Below are 18,086 nucleotides of genomic sequence, written 5' to 3'. Positions count from 1 at the left end.
TCCCCGTCTCTTTTATTTGCCGGAGGTGGCAAATCATCAGGTGAGGTAAATCTGTACAAAATTTCCTCGGCGGTGTTGCCCGCGATAGTGGGTCGGAGGGTATTCTTTTGTAGCGCGAAAAAAGATCGTTCAACACCTGAAAACCATAGGAGAGAACATGAAGGTTGGAGTCTTCACGCCGTTGCTGTCGCAGTTGCCTCTGGATGCGGTGCTGAAAAAGCTGAAATCGTATGACATTCAGACCGTAGAGCTGGGGACGGGCAACTATCCCGGCGATGCGCACTGCAAGCTTTCCATGCTGGAGAATGCGAAGGAGCTGGCGGAGTTTCAGAAAAAGCTGAACGACAACGGCGTGACCATCAGTGCGCTGAGCTGCCACGGGAATCCTCTGCACCCTGATAAGGCTGTCCGTGAGGCTATGGTCAAAACGAGCCGCGAGACGATTCTGCTGGCGGAGAAGCTGGGCATCAAAACCATGGTGGATTTCTCCGGTTGCCCCGGGGATTCGCCTGCCGCCACATCGCCAAACTGGATCACCTGCCCCTGGCCTCCCGATTTCCTGAAGGTTCTGGACTGGCAGTGGAACGAGGTTGTTACTCCCTTCTGGGTGGAGCATGCGAAGTTTGCGGCCGATCATGGTGTCCGCATCGCGATTGAGATGCATCCGGGATTTGTGGTGTACAGCCCCGAGACCTTGTTGAAGCTGCGTTCGATCGCCGGGCCGAATGTGGGATGCAACTATGACCCCAGTCATATGTTCTGGCAGAACATCGATCCCATCGGAGCGATCCGTATCCTGGGAGATGCAATCTTCCATGTCCATGCCAAGGACACGCAGCTCTATTCCGCAAATCTTGTGAAGACTGGCGTTCTGGATACGAAGCCCTATACAGATGAGCGCAATCGCAGCTGGATCTTCCGCACCTGTGGCTATGGGCACGGAGCTGAGTGGTGGAAGGAGTTCGTTTCCACTCTGCGGATGTTCGGTTATGACGATGTGCTGTCGATCGAGCATGAGGACAGCCTGCTGTCGCCTGAGGAGGGCCTGACGAAGGCAGCGCGATTCCTGCAGGAGATCGTCATCCAGGAACAGCCCGCGGCAGCCTGGTGGGTCTAACCTGGCGATAGAGAGTTATCGAATGAAGGAGCGAGTGTGAAACGGCTGAAGACCGCAGTCATTGGTACTGGATTTATGGGGCGCGTCCATTTGGAGGCGCTCCGTCGCGTGGAGCATGTAGATGTCGTTGCAGTTGTCGGCAGGCAGATGGAATCTGCGAAGAAGCTGGCGGATCTATACGAGGTTCCCAGCGTTCTGACGGACTATCATGAGCTGCTTGGCAACGCGGAGCTGGATGCCGTGCACATCTGTACGCCCAATGCTCTGCACTATCCCATCGCAAAGGCAGCGATTCAGGCGGGCAAGAACGTCCTTTGCGAAAAACCTGTCGCTGTCTCGACCGAAGAGGCCGAAGAGCTTGCGAAGCTGGCCACCCAGGCCGGTGTTCGCAACTGCGTATGCCACAACCTGCGTTACTACCCCATGGTGCAGCAGATGCGGCGTATGCGCGAGGCCGGTGAACTTGGCGAGGTTCTCGTCGCACAAGGAACCTACTCGCAGGACTGGATGCTCTATGACACGGACTGGAACTGGCGAGTGGAGGTCCAGGCCTCCGGGCCTTCGAGAGTGATGGCCGATATCGGCTCGCACTGGTTCGATACGGTGGAACATGTGACTGGTCTGCGAGTCTCCTCGCTCTGCGCTGATCTGCAGATCTTTCATCCCACACGAAAGAAGCCGAAACGCAGTGTGGAGAGCTTTACCGGAAAGGTTCCGACCGCGGAAGACGTCGATGTCGTTCCTGTTACGACGGAAGACTTCGGCGCTGTCGTCTTCCGGCTGGGAGACTCTGCACGCGGTGCGATGACGGCGAGCCAGGTCGCTGCGGGCCGTAAGAATGGGCTCAGCGTAGAGATCTACGGGACGAAGTCCTCGGTGGCATGGAACCAGGAGCGGCCCGATGAGTTGTGGATTGGCAACCGGAATACGCCGAACCAGATCATCATCAAAGACCCCTCGCTACTGCTGCCGCAGGCGGCGAAGTATGCTGATCTGCCGGGAGGCCACAGCGAGGGCTACGACGATACCTTCAAGCAGGTCTTCCGGCGGTTCTATGCTTCGATCGCCGATCCTTCGGCATCTGTCGAGTATCCGCAGATCGCCGATGGGCTTCGCCAGATGCGAATCCTCGATGCTGAGCTGGCAAGCTCGAAGACTCGCTCGTGGGTTGACCTGAAGTAGGTTCCCAGATCCGTCATCCTGAACGCAGTGAAGGATCCCTGTATTTTGCCTGTGGCATCTCCGGTGCTCCGGGCAGAATACAGGGATCCTTCGCGTTGCTCAAGGTGACGACTTTTTAACACCCCACCATGCACCATGCTGGAGTCGGGACTAATGCGCCTTACCAGCTTCGTCCGACATCGAAGGCGGGGGATCTCCAGTATCCCAGTGTGTGGGCTTACTGGTCATGGTGAGCCTCAATTCTCCTCCGGCCATGATTTGTTCGTGGGTAAACCAGGAACGGTTATATGGTTTACCGTTCCACGTCGCCTTCTCGATGTAGACGTTCCGGGGCGAAGTGTTTTCAGCTACGACTGAGAAGACCTTGCCGTTGCTCAGATGGAGAGACGACTTTGGAAATGTGGGCGAGCCGATCAGGTAAACATCCTGCGCGGCAACAGGGAAGAAGCCCATCTGGTTGAAGACGAGGAACGATCCCATGGCCCCGGAGTCATCGTTGCCGGGCAGTCCTGCGGTTCCGGTGCGATAGCTGGCGGGAAGGATCGCGCGAATGCGTTTGGCCGAGCTGCTTTGTTCGCCAATCCAGTTATAGAGATAGGGTGACAGGAAGCCAGGTTCGTTGCCAACGTCATAGCGATAACGCCCTGCTACATTGGGCGCGAAGAAAAGGTCGAGCCGTTTTTTGAATGCAGCGGCGCCACCTGCCATCTGGATGAGTCCGCGCACGTCCTGGGGGACATAGAGCGAATACGTCCAGGTCGAAGCCTCGTAGAAGTTGTCCTGGTACCACGTTCCTACAAGATGGGGGTTAAAGTTTTCCTTCCAGCGGCCATCGGCATGGCGCATCCAGATGAATCCTTTAACATCGCCATCTTCCGTGTGATCGACCGCCTCGGGATACCAAAGCTTCTTCCAGTTCTGCGAGCGATCGAGGAACTTCTTCGCGTCAGCCTCGTGATGGAGTCCTTTCGCCATGAGGGCGACCGCATAGTCGTTGGCGGCGTATTCCATGGAGCGCGAGCCCGGACGGTCTGGCCCGCCTGCCGGGTCGGAGTGCTCGATGGAGAGATAGCCGAGCTTCTTCCAGTCGTCCAGGTCGCCGCGACCGAAGCGGATGGGCTCCGGCGATTCCACGTCGGCGTCGTGCACCATGGCCTGATAGACCTTGTCCCAGTTGAGGCCGGGCAGATGCTTGAGGTAGGCGTCGGTGAACATCATCTCCGCATCCGAACCGCCCTGCGTTCTTCCGGAGAAGTTGCCGGACCGGCCATCGAGAAAGAAATGATCGTGCTCCTGTATCTCAAGCAGAGACTGCAGGATTTCGGTAACCCGATGCGGCGCGAGCAGGGTGAGCAGGGGAGTGGAGGAGCGGAAGGTGTCCCAGATGCAGTAGAAATCGTCGTAGTAAGGCGTTGAGCTCTTCCAGAGCGGATTTTCGCCGGTTCGATCTACCGGCATGAGCATGGAATGGTAAAGACCTGTCGCAAACTGCTGCCGTTCATCCGGTGTTCCACCTTCAATCCGAACGGTGGAGAACGCCTTGTTCCATGCGTCAACCACGGCCTTTCTTGTTCCGTCGAAGTCAAAACCTGCAATTTCAGTAGTTGCGTTCTGTTTGGCCTGCTCGATCGAGACGAAGGAGACACCCACCTTCACCATGACTGGCTTCGCGCCAGGAGCGAAGGTCAGGTAAGCGCCTGTGCTGACGATCGGGGCCGGCGGCTGCGGGAGCGTCGCCATCGTGAACGGCATCTTGTAGTAGGCCGCTGTTGATCCTGGCTGGATGGACTTGCCATCCTCCCACGTACCGCTCGAGACTGCCGGAGTATCGGTGACGAGATAGAAGTACACCTTCATGGGTGTGGTTTGGATGTTCCATCCCATGACCGAGGCCTGCATTCCCGCGATCTCGGTAGGAGAGAGAACCTTGACTTCGGTGGAGTAGACGACCTGGCCCTCGGGATAACGGTGCGGAGAGTCGTGCAGCTTCATCAGAAGATGCCCGACATCGACCAGCAGGGTGCGTTTTGCTGTAGCGGGATAGGTGAAGCGATAGATAGGCGTGCGTCGGGCTGTAGTGATCTCGGCGTGAATGTCTGAGTTGGCGAGCTTGACGGAGTAATAGCCGACCTCGGCGTGCTCTTGCTGGCGCGGTGCGGCGCTGCGGTGCGGATCGGCATCGCCCATCATCGGCTGGATGGAGATATTGCCGTACTTCGCGCCGCCTCCGGTTCCGGAGACATGAAGCTGCGAAAACCCGTTCAGGTTTCCCGTAGCTTGCCACCCGGCGTTGGCCTGGTTATCTCCATAGTCTGGGCCGGGCTTGGCCATTCCGAAGGGGAGAGTGGGACCAACGAAGACGTTTCCTCCTTTATCTGCGCCCAGCATCGGATCGATCTCCGATGCGTTTTGGGCGCAGATAAAGGGTGCTGTAAGGAAGAACAGAGATGCGAGCCAGGTAAGTCGTTTTGCTTTCGATACGTAAATCATGAATAAAAAATCCTAAGTTAGTGTCCATCGTTGTGAGCAACCGTCTCCGGTTCTGTTCGATGGAGAGTGTCAAACAAAGGAGCCGCCGGGGTGAGTTCCGGGTCTTCCTGTGCGGTCGAGATCGCCAGGATGCGGATCTTGTCGTTGTCAGGAAGTTTGAGAGCATTCGCCTTTCCGTCGACATCGATGGAATAGGCAAACAGATAGGAGTACTGATATGGCTCGTTCAGACCTGCCGGAGTATGCAGATGGGAGACATACCACGCCAGGGTAGCGGGCTTGATGTATCCCGGCTTCAGACCAAGATAATCCTCAGGATAGCGCGGAGAGGCAGGCCGCTTTTCCCGTTCTTGAAAGTCCGCCGGAGGCCAGACTGCATGATTGGCAGAGATGGCCCAGTCCTTCGTCTCCTGGTTCTTCCACTGACGGGTATCCCACTGGCCGATAAAGCCGGTCCAGTCCTGAATGACGAGATCCTTCCTGATGTCGCCCACCTGGAAGGTCGCCTTCTGATCGCCATCCGTCGCAGCAGCAAGAATGTAGATGCGGTTGTACCTGCCCTGGGGAAGAGGAATCATCTGCCCTTTGGCTGTAATCGCATCCGGCGCGCCGGTCTTCGCAGATGCGAGCCGGAAGTTCACTCCATTGAAGTGAATCTCCGAGGGAAGCATCTCGGCAGGAAGCGCTCTCCCGGCGCCGTCGAACCCTCCACCAGAGGTGTTCGTGTCATCGTTGCTGGCGACGGAGAGATCGTAGGGCAGCGATACAGGATGGGAATCTACATTCGTGAGCTTCGCTTTTGAAGCTCCCAGTCGAAGCGCGATCGTTCTTGTCTGGTAAGGTGTAAAGTTCAGCGAAAGGCTTCCATTGCTCCCCAGTTGTATCGGGCCTAGCGGCTGTTCCTGGGCGTTCACTTCGCGCGCGGCGACGACCGGGCCTGCAAACGATACCCGGACATTCGACTGTGCTCTCCCGTCCAGTTCCACCATGCGAAGGATCACCTCGTCACTGTCCTCCGCCTTCTTGAGTGCGAGAATGCGGATGCGCGGGTTGCTGAGATGAACCAGTGAGAATGTTTTGCCGAGCGTTCCCGGATGCTTCTCGGTCTGGAAGGTCATCATGGGATCGTTCAGTCGGTAGGCCTGCCAGTCCGTCTGGGCCGCGCGCCAGTCTCCAGCATGGCCCATCAGGCCGAAGACAAACTCGTGGTGACCCCAGTCCTGATTGGCCTGGTCGGTATATCCGGAAGGCCGCCCGTTTGCCGGAGGCTCGATCCCAGGCGACCGCATCAGAGTGAGGCGAATGGTGTTGTCGTTTGGTTTGTCGGAGCCGTTCTTGTAATCGGTAAGGATCGTCGTGCCGTAGCTGCCGCTCTTATCCGTAAGATCGATCCAGCGATGCGAAGCGACTTCAAACTGACGCTCATTGGCATTCGGTCGCTGAATGGTGCCGATATCCCAGTTGTACGTGGCATCCTTGTTTGAAGCGCTCAGAGGGAAGGCTGCTTTCAGGTTCGCCGAAAGCGTCTTCCAATCGATCGCATTGCCAAACTCGACTCGATTGCCGCTGTCTCCCGCAGAGAGCCGGATCGTCTGGACGAACTTCGAACCCTCCGTCTCTCGCGTCACCTCCAGCGAGATGCGAACCGGGCCTTGCTCTTTGATGCGAACCTGCGCAGGACCGCTCACATAAGCTCGCGGAGCTGCCTGCTCCTGGTCGAAGTCCATGTTCCACGCCGGATAAACCTTTGGCTTATCGTTTGAGATTGCAAGACGAATCGGAGAGGAGAGCAGCTCCTTCTTGAGCTGCTTGTCATAGACGCTGGATACATCGCCGTCGCTGTTGAGCTGCACGCGATAGCGTGCATTTTCGAGAGAAGAGTTGGTGACCTTCAGATCGGAGGAGCGCCCCTCCTCTGAGGCGGGAGAGACGTGATAAACCGCATACCCCACCGAAGGTACTTTGGCGACGAAGAGAACCTTACCATCCTCCATCTGTGAAGGCACAGCAACGCCTTTTTCGTCGACCACCCGTACAGCCTTGGGAGCTGTTCCCGGGAAGGCGACATCGGCTTCCACCACATCTTCACGCTCGACGTTCAGTGGATTGAAGACGACAATCGGCACTCCCACGCCTTGAGTATCGAGCGCCGAGGCGACCGATTCAGTAGCGCTGGTAACAATATCGGAGAACTGATTGCCTACGATGACGTCGTCGTTCCATGCATACTCGTACGCTCGCGGAGTTGCCGTTCCCGCTGCCGTATCGTGAAAGTGTCCGCCGAGGGCGAGCATCCAGGCATCGTTGATGCGCTGCTGAGGATAGCTGCGGCCTCCCATCCATTCGGCCATGACGGAGGTCTTCTCCGCGGCATCGGCGAGCAGTTCATTCCTGAGAACCCATCGCTTGTGATAAGCCTGCGAGGTCAACGATCCTGCTGAGTGGTTGATCAGCTCAAGATCGCCCTTGTACTCGGGCAGACGAGTGGACATTGACGCCTTGATATCCCTGAACATCTGATCGGCAGTGGCTTCGACAATATGCACCGGCCCATCGCCCACCTGAACCTCGGCCCCGGTTGACTCTGCTTTGGGCGCCTCTCCCATGGCGTAGGCGCCGCGCGGAGGAGTCGGGAGAACCGTCTTGCTCTTTGTAACGATCGCCTCCAGCAGTTTGACAGTGGACTCCTGCGTCGCCCCGCCGATATCGCCTGTGCCGACGTAATGATAGTCAGCGAAGATGCCAGTGACTTTGCCGTCGAGATCGATCCGCTTTACCCAGTCCTGCTCCGGCGGACGGCGACGCGCGACCGCAGCAGCCTGCTGCGGAGTCAGGCGGGCTCGTTCCTCGCTCGTCAGCTGCGGGCTGGATGCTGCGGCCGCGCCTGTGGGCTCCTTGCTTAGGTCCGTGTAGACATTGCTGCCGTAGCCGCCAGGATTGAGAGCGGCAATCACGCTCGTTCCATCCGGCCCGATCCATCTTCCGACATTGAACGGAATGCCTTCGGGTGTCTTTTCCGGGGAGTCGGGGCCGCCGATCTTCGGTGCGGGTTGCCACTGCGCATTCAGCTTCTGGGTGGAAAAGCCTTTTACACCTGCGTGCGCCAGGATGCTGGGTAGAGAGGCAGGAAATCCGAAGCAGTCCGGAAGCATGTACTCTTCGCTGGCTTTGCCGAAGTCTTTGCGGAAATACTCATTGCCATAAAGGATCTGCCGGAAGATTCCTTCGGCGCTCGGCAGGTTAACATCGCCCTCTTCGACGGAAGAGCCGGCAGGGAACCAGCGGCCCGAGGCGACGTACTTCTGCATCTTCGCGTAGTCGGCAGGGAAGTACTCCTTCATCAGGCGGTAGCGGTTCGCTCCGGTCCAGTTGAAGACATAGTGGGGATAGTGATCGATATAGTCGAAATTGACGCGTAGCGTCTTGAGCAGGTACTCGCTGATGGTCTGGGGGAACTCCCACCGCCATTGTGTATCGAGATGAGCATATGGAACCACGTAGAGCGTGGGAATCTTGGTGATATCAGGCGCCTTCATGGTCTGGCCATACACAGCGTCGCCGGCCGCCAGGCCCGCAATCAGGCAGCATGAGGCAGAGAGCCTTAAACTGCGGCGCGATCTCTTCTTCCCCCGGGTTCCATTCTTTGGGCTCATCTCTTTTCAACCATCCTGTTCGCAAGTGTTATGTGATCTTCATCCAGCTGTTTTTGTTCTTTTCTTTGCCCCAGAGTGAAAACAGATCCCGCAGTCTCTAAGAACTGCGGGATCTGCTTTGTTGTTAGGTTGTTGTTTCTCTTAGAACGCGTAGCGCAGACTGAACTGGAACTGGCGTTCTGAAGAGTATGTGCCGCCCTTGGTCGTAACCTGACCGAAGGTGCTGCTGGTCGGGCTCATATCAGGATTATCGAGGTTCGGGTGATTGAGATAGTTGAATGCCTCAGCCTTGAAGACCACAGCATGGTTCTCGTGGCTGGGGATGATATGGAACTCCTTCTGCAGCGCTGCAGAGAAGCTGTTGAACCCGGGGCCATAGATATGGCCGCGAGTACCGCGTGGGGCAAAAGTGCCGGGGGCTGCAGGTTGGAAAACGCTCCCGTCGAACCATTTGCCTGTCTTGCCGAACTGATGTGGCAGCTTCGGATCGGATGTTATGACGTAGAACTGGTTGCCAGAACCCGGTCCAACTCCAGCCTGATCGAGGTTACGCGACACGCTCTGCGGACGTCCTGATTGCGCCTGGATGGTTCCGGAGAACTGCCAGTTGCCCAGGAGCGTGCGACCGAAGACATTGCTCATGCCGTTGGCGAAGCCAATGTCGTATACATAGTTGAATACGAACACGTGACGCGTATCGAAATCGCTGGGACCAAACATGAGACTGTTGTCAAAAGCATTGACGATGTTCGTCCCGTTCGACGAACCATAGTCAAGGCTCTTGGACCAGGTGTACGCCGCACCGAAGAGCAGCCCCTTGGTGACGCGGCGCTTCACGTTGGCCTGCATGGAGTGATAGAAGGATCCGCCGGTGTTCTCGGCCTCAATGATGGTCGAGAAGCCCTTGTAAGGACGCAGCGAATCAGGATTGATATGGAGGGCCAGGTTTTGGGTTCCAGGAGCGACCGTACCTGTGGGCAACTGGTTGATGTTCGCCAGCTGTTCCAGGTGGTAACCGCGACGGCCGACATAGCTCAACGTGAACACCGCGACCTTGTTGAATTCATGCTCTACGGTCAGATTCCAACCCCATGCTTCGGGGCTGGGGTACTTATATGCATGCGAGGTAAAGGCCAGCGGAAGCTGATTGACGCCATTGCCTCCAGGAGCGTCTACGTTACCATTGGTCACCGAGGAAGCCGGCTGGAACGGAGCGTTGCCGCCAACGTGAACGGTATCGCTGATACCGAGACGTTGAACGTACCGTCCCACACCTGCGCGAAGCACGGTTCCCGGTGAGATCTGATAAGCGAACCCGAAACGAGGCTGGATATTCGTGAGCACCGTCGGAGAATAGTTGGAGTTGTATCCGCGGAAGAGCCGCTGATAGTTGCCGTTGAGGATTGAGTCCGGCACATGACCTTTGGCCTTGCTGGGGAAGCCACTCCCGGGGATGACAACGCCGTTATACGGATCGCCACCGGTAAGGAACCCGGTCTTGGGGTCCACCGCAGGAGCGAGATTCGGATCGTAGTTGGTGGGATTGAAGAATGCTTGATTGCCCCACAACGCATGATAGGACTGCATGATGTCGTAGCGAATGCCATACTCCAGCACCAGCTTCGAGTTCACACGCCACTGGTCCTGCCCATACATGCTGTACATATTGCCGCGGAACAGCGTGTAAGAACGGGTGCCGATCTCGCCATAGGTATTGAAGACACCGAGAGCAGCATTCGCAGCCGCAATCTTCGACGTAACGGCCTGTCCGTCACCGAAGTTGAAGAGACCGTTCTGATTGTTGGTAGTTCCAGGACGCGTATTGTCGACGCTGATCTGGTCGTAGTTGTTTTCTCCGGCGTACTCCCACTGGAAGCCGAATTTGATCGTATGATTCCCCCAGACCTTGGTGACGTTATCGCCAAAGTCATAGACGATACCGCCGGAGCGCGATGGGTACGGGCCGCCGTCCAACGTTGTGAAACCAGCGATCTGGATCGTCGGGATCTTGTCCGGCACAACCTTGTCGGCAGCACCGAAGAGATACGGGTAATTGATGCCGTACTTGGTGCGGTCGAACAGTCCTGACTTGGTATCGATGCCAATGGTGACGTGGTCGGCTGCACCTGAAGCATAGGCGTCATTGACCCAGGTGGGGCTGATGGTCCAGGTCCAGTGAACGACACCGATCTGATTCGGGCGATTGAAGATACGTGGGTTGGTGTTGAAGTTCCCGAAGTGCGGCTCGTAATCGTTGTAGTTGTAGTTCAGCATGCTGAACCGGAAGTGGTGCTTGTCGGTAGGGACGAAGTCGACAACGACGGAATCCTTACGCTGGCTCTCGGTATAGAGCGCCGCATCCACCCAGTTGTAGCTCGGTGCGCTGACATTGGGCAAAGGATAGGCGCGCAGCAGTCCGGTACCGTTCTGGCTGAGTTGCCCTTGAGGAATGATATTGCCCGCGTACGGTGTTTTCGTCGTCGGATCAACAATCTGATTATTGACACAAGGGCCTGTTGATGACGGCTTCCCATTAGCGTCTGCACAACTATAAAAGATGTTCGGCGAGAGCAGTTCGCTGAAGTTGCCCTGGCGCATCAACGCAGTCGGTGTCTTATTGAACACCACGTCGTTGTGGTTGTACTTCACCCATTCCTGACCGACGAGAAAGAAGAGCTTATCGTGGTTCTTATTAAAGCCGCCAAAGAAGACAGGGCCATTAAGGTTCCAGCCGAACTGGTTGTAGCGGAAGGCGCCACGGGCGGTGCCGGATTGGTTGTTCCTCCAAGTATTGGCATTCAGAGCGCTGTTGCGGAAGTACTCGAATGCGCTACCGTGAAATTCGGAAGATCCGCTCTTGGGAACCATGCGAATCTGGCCGCCCGAAGTACGACCGTACTCCGCTGCATAGCTCGTCGTCAGCACCTGGATCTGGGAGGTCGAATCCACATCGGCGACGCCGACGCTGGTACCGTTCGAACGTGTGCGCACCATCGGAGCGCCATCGAAGGTAATTACGCTCTCCTGCGAGCGGGCTCCGTTGACGTTAATACCGTTATCCAGGCCGAAGCTAAACGCGGCCATTGATTGGCCGCGCACTACACCAGGCTCCATCTGGGCTAAATAGATCGGATTGCGTCCGTTGAGCTGAATGTTCTTAACCTGCTCCTGGGTGATGAGCTGGCCCACAGCGCCTGATTCGGTCTGTACGGTGTTTGCGTTGGCTTCGACCGTGATGGAGGTGGTCGTGTCACCGACCCGCATGGTGACGTCAACACGCCGGCCGATGTTCGGATCGACGCGGATGTCGCTCAGATTTGTGGTCTGAAATCCCGGTGCTTCAACACGCATCGTGTACGCGCCGGTGGGCAGGTTGGTAATGGTGTAATTGCCGCCACTGTTAGTGGTTGCGTGGATTTCGGCGCGGGTCGCCTGGTTATTCAGAGTGATATTCGCGTTGGGAACGACTGCACCGCTCGCGTCTGCTACGGTTCCTGAAAGAGAGGACGTATCAGACTGAGCATGCAGAGGCAACCCAGTTAAAAACAAGCACAACAACGCTAAAAACAGCGTGCATGCACGATGCCTGTAGGTTTTCACTTCTGCCTCCTCGAAAAACAACAATGCTATGAGTTATGTATGATTGCGCTATCACAGCGAACACCTGTTTACGCGTTTGAATATAGAGTTGTCAATATAAAGTAGCTGAATTTATCGTGAAATCGAGATTGGGAGAGGCGTGGCAGGGTATGATAGCCCTCTCATACAGGAAGTCAAGGTGACCGAGTCCTTTCCCAAAAAACGCGCGACCTTGCAGGATGTTGCCCGAGCGGCCGGCGTGGGCCCCATGACGGTCTCCCGCACAATCAACGGCCACCCCTATGTCGCCGAAGAGACGGCGCGGAAGGTCCAGGAAGCCATCCGGCTGCTCGATTATCGTCCCAATCATGCGGCACGGATGTTGACGGGCAAGCTCTCCCGTTCGATCGGGCTGATCGTCCCTGATATCTCCGACACCTTCTTTTCCGTGGTCAGCCATGCCGTCCAGGAGGCTGCTCGGGAAAACGGCTACCTGGTCTGGCTGGCTGCCTCCGATGAGGACCCCTCCATTGAGGAAGCCCAGGTCGAGATGATGATGCATCACCCGGTCGACGGCATCCTGCTGGTTCCGTGCGACAGCCGGGCAAAGTATTTGAAGAGCATCGCTACCGGAGTAACCCCCGTCGTAACGATCGATCGGCCCATGGAGGTAGCGACGACCGATTCCGTCGGGGTTGAGAACAGGGCCGGCGCCGTCATGGCGGTAGAGCACTTGCTGGCGCACGGTTATCGGAGGATCGCCTGCGTCTCTGCCAACTCTCACCTGCTAACCATTAAAGAGCGGATTACCGGTTATCGGGATGCGATGCGGAGAGCCGACCTTCCGGTGCTGAAAGAGGCGAATCTGCCAACGCGGGCGGCCGCTCGTCAGATTCTGACAGAGATGTTCTCCGGGCCCGATCATCCGGACGCGATCTTCGCGGCCAACAACGCCTCTACCATCTGGATTATCGAGTCTCTGAAGGAGATGGGCATCGAACTGGGCCGGGAAGTCGCCCTGGTGGGCTTTGATGATGTGGATTTCTTCACCCTGATTACCCCATCGGTGACGGCCGTCCGGCAGCCCTCTGCAGAACTGGGCAAGGTATCAGCCAAGCTGCTTTTGCAGCGTATCAATGGAGAGTTCCAGACCTCAAGTGTGAGGACTGTCCTTCCCGTCACGCTGACGATCCGCGAGTCCTGTGGCTGCAGATCTGGCGATAGTCCGAATCCGGGAAGGGAATCGGGTGCGGCTGACTGAAAGAAATAACAAGGTTTGCGAGGACTGGGTAATGTGCTACCTGGTCTGCAGGCCATCATAGGGCGACCAGTACGCTACGGCTTTGTGACTGGCAGAATCCACATATTCGATCAGGTTTACGGATTCATCGCCTTTTCCCTGGGTCAGAACGCAGCGTATCAGCCGGTTGATCTCGTCCTTCTGGTGTTGGGAGGCAGTGCGATAAGTAGAGTCGACCACGACTGTCCCGAAGTTCTGGTCTTCGTCGTAGGATCGCCAGAGGCCCTGGTTTTGCTGGATCCTCTCGAGAGCGGTGCGGCATAGAGCTGCTCTTGAATCCACAGAAGTGACGGTTACCGGGGTGTGCCGGGGGACAGCGGAAGCGGAGCGCAGACGAAGGACGAAGACCACTGCGAGAGAGAGCGTAAGAAGCGTGATGGCCCGAAGGATATTCACGGGCAAACCTCAGGAGGGGGGTGTTTCCAAGGATTGTCCTTGATCTTTTATTCGGGAAAAATCCCCCCAATGGGGTAGAAAACTTCGTCCACGCTCGAATCAGCAAGGAAGGAAGCCCTGTTCCCTTATTGCTCAGGAAGCCGGGTGGCCATCGATGCGCCAGGCCACGATGGTGCTTGTGGCGGCATTGCCCCCCAGATTGCTGGTTCGAAGAAGCGCTTCAAAGTGCGGGGTCTGGTGGCCTTTCCAGCCTGCCAGTTTCAGGAATTGTCTTAATCGTTCCTGATTGGAGATGAACTCCCATGCGCATTCCGTTCCTGCCATGGAGGTTCCCTCGAGGACTAATACGTTTCCTGCTCCTGAGGGATTCGCCAGATAGGATACCTCGCAATAAGCGGTTTTCAGCCGATCCGCCGGATCTGAAAGCCATCGGGCAGGTTCTCCGGCTGCGGGGTGGCGATTCTCAATCGTATAAAGCGTTCGCTGCTGGTCCTTTGTCAGCACAAAGTTCATTGCCCCTTGAAACATCTGGCTCCAGGGATTGGTTTCGCTGCTACCGATAAGGACGACGTTGCTGTATTTAAGATCGTTCGGACGTACATCGCGTGCAAAGCGCAGAAGCGGTTCAGCATGATAGGTCTGCGCCATGTTCGAGAGCTTCTGAACGATCTCCAGATCGACCATCGACGTATATCGTCGTCCTAACAGGCTAAGTGCGATTTGCTCTTGAGGGCTGAACGGTCCTTCATGCGTCTTGACGTAATTGGAGGCGAGGTAATCCGACAGGGTTAGATTCTTGTGTCGCGTCTCCTGCCACACGACAAGCCCGCTATCTCCTGGAACCAGGATGGTGGGTCGATCTCTTGTAAACATTGCTGCCAGTGGGGATATCTCTGTCCGGTTCGCGGCATGGAGATGCCGATAGAACAAAGCCGCAGAGATCAGGCTTATCACAATGAATCCGGCTGCAATTCCTATCCACGGTGCGCTACGCGAGACCGTTGGAACCAGGCCGCCGTCTTTCTGCTCCTCCTTTATCAGGGGAGAGGGGGAAAAATCATCAGGAGAAGAGGACTCAACTATCTCCATTCCTTTCGTTGAAAGGGCGACCTCTGGCTGGCCTGCCTGCGTCGTAGCATACAACTGGAACCTCTCCGTCGAGCGCCAGCTTACGCAGCAGTGGTCTTTGCGGGCATCCTATGTCGGTTCGTCAGGACGACATATCCGTCGTGACATGCAGTTCAATCCTGGTATCTACCTACCCGGCGACCCGAGTATCTTCGGCAATCCCCGCGCTTCGATCATGTCGCGTACCAAGTACGCTCCGGACTATTCCAACATCAACATGCTCACGCAGACAGGAGCCTCGAGTTACCATTCCTTCCAGGCTGCCGTGCAGCATCGTTTCGCCCGTAACTTTACGGTGCAGGCCAGCTATACCTACTCAAAATCGTTGGACAACATTCCGCAGAACCAGACACTGCAGAATGGCGGCGGCGGCAGCTTCAGTCAGCCGATCTATGTGCCGGGATTCAGTGACTTCGAGTATGGGCCGTCTCCATTTGATCGAACTCATATCTTCAACGGGTCCTATGTCCTGACGCTCCCGAACTTCACTGCAATACCGCGAGCAGCACGGTTCGTGATCGGAGGGTGGGGAACCAGCGGTCTCCTCTCCGCCTCCACCGGCGACGCGTATACGGTCTTTACCGGCACGGATGTAGCCGCAACCGGAGCCGCACCGCGGGCGATTCTGCAAGGAAAGCCATACGGCGGCAATGGCTGTGCTACGACAACTACCGCATGTGCAAACTGGCTCAACAAGAGTTCGTTTGCCCTACCTCTTCCTGCAGTCGGTACAAATCCTGGAACCTATGCTGCTTATCCGTACAAGTACGGCAATATCAGCAAGGGTGCTCTGCGGGGACCGGGATTTGTGAACTGGGATGTAAGCCTCTATAAGAACTTCGGCGCAACCGAGCATTTCCATGCTCAGTTCCGTGCAGAGTTCTTCAATGTGCTCAATCACACTAACCTGTCCGATCCGGTAGCAACCATCAACAGGGGAGGCTTTGGAAACATTCTGTCTGCTGGTGATCCTCGTATCGGACAGCTTGGGCTGAAGCTCATCTTCTGATGTGCTCCACACCCTGCGATGGAAGTTTGCTCTTCCGTCGCAGGGTCAATCTCTTTACCGTAATAACGTTATGAAAAAGATTGGAACACTCGGTTTGTCTCTGCTTGCCTGTTCGGTGAGCCTTTCAGCGCAGGCTACTCGCAAGGTATTGGATCCCCTGCTGCAACAGAAGCTGCAAGACCCGGCTATCGTGGCTGATGAGCTGAGGCACTTTTTACTGAAAAAAGTTCCGGCGCTTCCTCCCGTTGGCTCTGAGACAGCTCTTCACCAGCAAGCTGAGACGTTGCGAAAACATGCTCTTACAACCATCTACCACGGCTGGCCGGAAGAGTAGGTTAACTCTGCACCGAAGTTTGAACGAGTCGGAGTTATTGAGCGAAAAGGCTACCGAATCGTTAAGTATCGCTACGAGATTGTTCCTGGTTTTTACTCTGCAGCTCTACTCTATGAGCCAGACCATCTGGCGCCTGGCATGCCTGCTGTGCTGAATGTGAATGGCCACGGGCCAGGTGGAAAGGCCGTGGAACATAAACAAAAGCGCTGCATCAACCAGGCTCGCCATGGAATGCTGGCTTTGAGTCTGGAATGGATCGGCTTCGGCGAGTTGGCCTCCGCGGAAAACGCACACAACAATATCGGATTGCTCGATCTCGCGGGAGCGAACGGAGCCGGGCTTTTTTATCTAGCGATGCGTCGTGGGCTTGACTTCCTTTACAACGATCCGCGCGTCGACCGAAAGCGTATCGCAATGACAGGCCTGTCTGGAGGCGGATGGCAGACGATGCTTCTTAGTACGCTCGATGAGCGCATTGGACCATCGATCCCTGTCGCCGGGTTCAGCTCGCTAACCACGGCTGTTGAGCATCCAGAGTATGCCGGGGACGCCGAGCAGAATGCACCCGATGTGCGGTCGACCGCTGACTATGCTCAGTTGATGACGTTACGCGCCCCCCGTCCAACCTTATTGATCTACAATTCGATGGATGATTGCTGCTTTCGCGCCGCTGTCGTAAAGCAAGGAGTCTACAACGACATCAAGCCTTTCTATACGGCTGCTCATCATCCGGGCGATCTGCAGTGGTACCAGAATGACGACCCCGGAACGCACAACTATCAGCTTGATAGCCGTCTTCAGTCGTATCGCTTTTTAAGGGATCAGTTTCACCTTCAGACATCTGCTACGGAAGATCCGGACACCGATGAGGAAGTGCTTCCCGCAGAAGATCTGGTTGTCGGCCTACCCAAAGACAACCTCACGATCGTTAGCCTCGCACAGAAGCTGGCCGAACAAATCCATCACAATCGCATCCGGCCATCTGAGATAGATAAAAAACGGGAATCACTGCGCAGCATCACGCGATTTGCAACAGTGGGTGTGGTGCACGCGTGGCCTGTAAGTGCTTTCCATGAGAGAGGTATCGAGAGCCGGGGATACCGCTTTGAGTTCAGCAATGGCTTGAGCGCTACCGGCGTTCTGGTGCAGTCATCGGTCCGGGCCGCGGGGAAGACTGCCATTCTGATCTCCGATAAGGGCCGGACCTCCCTGGCGGTCGAGGCCGGAAATCTACTGAGCCGCGGATATCGCGTTCTGCTGTTTGACCCAATTCTGCTTGGAGACAGTATTCCCGGAACCCCGGAACGCCCGAATCTTAGCAGTGCTGCCCAGATGCTGAATACTGTCGGTGAACGTCCGCTTGGAATCGAGGCAGCACAAATAATCGGCGTGACCCAGTGGCTGTCTAATTCCAACACTGATGGAAGTCCGTCGCCTGGGGCAGAGAGATCAGCTGCTCCTTATTCCGGGCAAAAGATCGAGATGGTGACTCGAGGTCCTCGCTCTGAAGTAGCGGCACTTGTTGCAGCGGCTTTGGGGCCGAGCCATTTCTCTTCCTTTAGGGCGGAAGAAGGAATCCATTCTCTGTCCGAATTATTTGGCGAAAAGTTTTCGTATGCAGAAACACCTGAATTAGTTTGTCTCGATCTTTATCGGGATTTTGACTTGAGCCAGCTGATTGATCTGATTGCACCAATAACGGTCAATCTTGATGAAAGAAACCAGACGCCTATCTTTTGGAAATAAGATGGGAGCTTCTCTTATATACAAGCTGGACCTTTTGCAATGACATCTAGATCTTTTATGGAGAACATTGAGTGTATTCGGTAAACCACGGCTCTACGGAAAGGCCTCGCTTGTCTGCAAAGGGATCCATACTTCGTTGGATTGCGCTCCTT

The 18,086-nt window shown here is 56.1% G+C and carries 11 protein-coding genes; 6 read left to right on the top strand and 5 right to left on the bottom strand.

All coding sequences use genetic code 11. The annotated features are described in order from the left end of the window. The first annotated feature begins 157 nt into the window (after positions 1-157). Positions 158-1,117 carry a sugar phosphate isomerase/epimerase gene (locus GWR55_RS07595; RefSeq protein ID WP_162401729.1) on the top strand — a complete coding sequence of 320 codons (960 nt, stop codon included), beginning with the start codon at positions 158-160 and terminating at the stop codon, positions 1,115-1,117. Between the two features lie 36 nt (positions 1,118-1,153). Further along, complete coding sequence (locus GWR55_RS07590) at positions 1,154-2,299, top strand: Gfo/Idh/MocA family protein (RefSeq protein ID WP_162401728.1); 1,146 nt, start codon at positions 1,154-1,156, stop codon at positions 2,297-2,299. A 150-nt stretch (positions 2,300-2,449) separates the two neighbouring features. Here the strand turns inward: GWR55_RS07590 and GWR55_RS07585 are convergent, their stop codons facing one another. The 3 genes from GWR55_RS07585 to GWR55_RS07575 all read right to left on the bottom strand — a co-directional run bounded on the left by GWR55_RS07585 (position 2,450) and on the right by GWR55_RS07575 (position 11,991). Next, entirely contained in the window at positions 2,450-4,789 is a 2,340-nt protein-coding gene (locus tag GWR55_RS07585) for a GH92 family glycosyl hydrolase (protein WP_162401727.1), read from the bottom strand. 17 nt (positions 4,790-4,806) lie between these two features. Continuing rightward, entirely contained in the window at positions 4,807-8,442 is a 3,636-nt protein-coding gene (locus tag GWR55_RS07580) for an alpha-mannosidase (protein ID WP_370521413.1), read from the bottom strand. Positions 8,443-8,583: 141 nt separating this feature from the next. After that, complete coding sequence (locus GWR55_RS07575) at positions 8,584-11,991, bottom strand: carboxypeptidase regulatory-like domain-containing protein (RefSeq protein ID WP_238398706.1); 3,408 nt, start codon at positions 11,989-11,991, stop codon at positions 8,584-8,586. 229 nt (positions 11,992-12,220) lie between these two features. On the opposite strand from GWR55_RS07575, the gene GWR55_RS07570 reads away from it, so the two are divergent. Beyond that, positions 12,221-13,282, top strand: a complete 1,062-nt coding sequence (locus tag GWR55_RS07570; protein WP_162401726.1) for a LacI family DNA-binding transcriptional regulator — start codon at positions 12,221-12,223, stop codon at positions 13,280-13,282. 36 nt (positions 13,283-13,318) lie between these two features. Here GWR55_RS07570 and GWR55_RS07565 read toward each other — a convergent pair whose 3' ends face one another. Both GWR55_RS07565 and GWR55_RS07560 read right to left on the bottom strand, forming a co-directional pair. Beyond that, entirely contained in the window at positions 13,319-13,717 is a 399-nt protein-coding gene (locus GWR55_RS07565; protein ID WP_162401725.1) for a hypothetical protein, read from the bottom strand. A 132-nt stretch (positions 13,718-13,849) separates the two neighbouring features. After that, the gene (locus GWR55_RS07560) at positions 13,850-14,590 is read right to left on the bottom strand and encodes a hypothetical protein (protein ID WP_162401724.1); all 741 of its coding nucleotides are present in this window, start codon (positions 14,588-14,590) and stop codon (positions 13,850-13,852) included. 82 nt (positions 14,591-14,672) lie between these two features. On the opposite strand from GWR55_RS07560, the gene GWR55_RS07555 reads away from it, so the two are divergent. From GWR55_RS07555 to GWR55_RS07545, 3 genes are all read left to right on the top strand, one after another. Next, complete coding sequence (locus GWR55_RS07555; protein WP_162401723.1) at positions 14,673-15,854, top strand: hypothetical protein; 1,182 nt, start codon at positions 14,673-14,675, stop codon at positions 15,852-15,854. Between the two features lie 70 nt (positions 15,855-15,924). Next, positions 15,925-16,188, top strand: coding sequence for a hypothetical protein (locus tag GWR55_RS07550; protein WP_162401722.1), 264 nt, complete (start codon positions 15,925-15,927; stop codon positions 16,186-16,188). Between the two features lie 600 nt (positions 16,189-16,788). Further along, positions 16,789-17,934 (top strand): hypothetical protein, encoded by a 1,146-nt coding sequence (locus tag GWR55_RS07545; protein WP_162401721.1) that lies wholly within the window; start codon positions 16,789-16,791, stop codon positions 17,932-17,934. The last annotated feature ends 152 nt before the right edge of the window (positions 17,935-18,086 follow it).

This window comes from Edaphobacter sp. 12200R-103 (assembly GCF_010093025.1).
Classification (GTDB): domain Bacteria; phylum Acidobacteriota; class Terriglobia; order Terriglobales; family Acidobacteriaceae; genus Edaphobacter.
The sequence above is the reverse complement of the archived record's forward strand: the minus strand, read 5'-3'. Positions and strand labels throughout refer to the sequence as shown.